Source organism: Testudinibacter sp. 'clade 2', assembly GCF_006227735.1.
Taxonomy (GTDB): domain Bacteria; phylum Pseudomonadota; class Gammaproteobacteria; order Enterobacterales; family Pasteurellaceae; genus Chelonobacter.
This window is the reverse complement of sequence record NZ_VDHB01000218.1, coordinates 1-1,674: the sequence shown is the minus strand read 5'-3', so window position 1 is coordinate 1,674 and position 1,674 is coordinate 1. Positions and strand designations below refer to the sequence as shown.

Annotated in this window: 2 protein-coding genes; both read left to right on the top strand. The window is 32.4% G+C overall.

The window, feature by feature from the left end; all coding sequences use genetic code 11:
* Positions 1–344, top strand: a 344-nt coding sequence (locus FHQ30_RS12805; RefSeq protein ID WP_500692273.1) for a GDSL-type esterase/lipase family protein, incomplete at its 5' end; no start/stop codon positions are given.
* On the top strand, positions 341–1,507 hold the full coding sequence (gene neuC, locus FHQ30_RS12800) for a UDP-N-acetylglucosamine 2-epimerase (RefSeq protein WP_139615129.1): 1,167 nt from the start codon (positions 341–343) through the stop codon (positions 1,505–1,507). The genes FHQ30_RS12805 and neuC, both read left to right, overlap by 4 nt.
* Positions 1,508–1,674 lie beyond the last annotated feature (167 nt).

The window sequence follows — 1,674 nt, the reverse complement described above, 5'->3', positions numbered from 1 at the left end:
TAGGCACAAATGATATTGTACTGGAAAACTGGAAGATAGAAGATAGCATTGATTGGATTGACGAGATTATTTTAAAATTACTCCAAATAAATCCTAATGTTAAAATTTATCTACTTGAGACGCTATACACAACATTCCGAGCAGATCGAGATAACCGAGTTATTAAACAGTTGAATGATAGCCTGCGCAGTGTATTTACAGATAAAATTAACTTTATTGAGCTTAACCATATTATGTCTGATAAGTACGGAAAATTAAATTTTGACTATACTAATGATGGATTGCATTTGAATTCATGTGGATATCAAGTATTAGAAAAAATCATCATAGAGGCAATAAAATGAAAAAATCAATCGCCTATATTACTGGATCGAGAGCAGAGTACGGCATCGTCAAACGCTTGCTACGTTCGCTAGATAATGATGAGAGTATTAAATTGCATATTGTTGTCACGGCTATGCATCTTGACCCGAAGTATGGAAATACCTATCGTCAAATTGAAAAAGATGGATTTAAAATTCATAAATCTATCCCTATCAATATGAATAATTCAAATAATGCAGATATTACCGCTTCTATGGCAGATTGTTTACAGCAATTTGGTGAGTATTTCTATAAAGAAAAATTTGATGCGATCATCATATTGGGTGATCGTTATGAAATGATGTCTGTTGCTATTGCTGCAGCAATGCACAATATCCCGATAATTCATCTACATGGCGGAGAGAAAACACTTGGAAACTATGATGAATTTATTCGTCATAGTATTACTAAGATGTCGCGTTTGCATCTTGTTGCGACCGAAGAATATCGAGATAGAGTTATCCAATTGGGCGAGCATCCAAATACCGTATTCAATATTGGGGCTTTAGGTGCTGAAAACGTCACCAAACTTCAATTGCTTTCTAAAGATGAACTTATAAAAAATAAGTTGTTGAATGCTACGGATAAACCATACTTTGTCGTTGTTTTTCATCCTGAAACAATAACAGGTAAAGATATTACAGAGCAAGTCGATGAGTTATTATCTGCCTTAGATTATTTTAAAGAATTTAACTTTGTCTTTATTGGCTCAAATTCAGATACCGGCTCAGATAAAATTTATCAAATGATCACAACATTTACGAGGGAAAGAAACTATAAATTCTTCACTTCGGTGTCAACGGAAGAATATTTATCATTGATTAAGAATTCGTGCGGCTTAATTGGCAACTCATCTTCAGGATTAATTGAAGCACCAACCTTAAAAGTAGGAACAGTAAATATTGGTGATAGACAAAAAGGACGAGTGCGTGGTAAAACTGTTGTCGATGTTATTGCGGAGCGTCATTCTATTATAGAAGGTATCGCCAAAATTATTTCTGCTCAATTTGTAAGCGCATTACCTAACATGAAAAATCCCTATTTTCAAAACGAAGTATCTGAAAATGGTCATCGCTATATAAAGTCTTTTCTATTTTCTAATAATATACTAGTTGTTAAAGATTTTTTTGATATTAATAAATGAGATAGTAATGGATGAGTAAATTAAAAAAACTACTAATTAATCCTATTAGATTCTTTAAAGATTCATGGGTATTTTTTTCTTCTAATATATCTAAGATTCAAGGAGTTCAAAATTTATTCGTCATATCTCATTTGGGGCAATTAGGTCAAGTTGAAGCACTAATAATA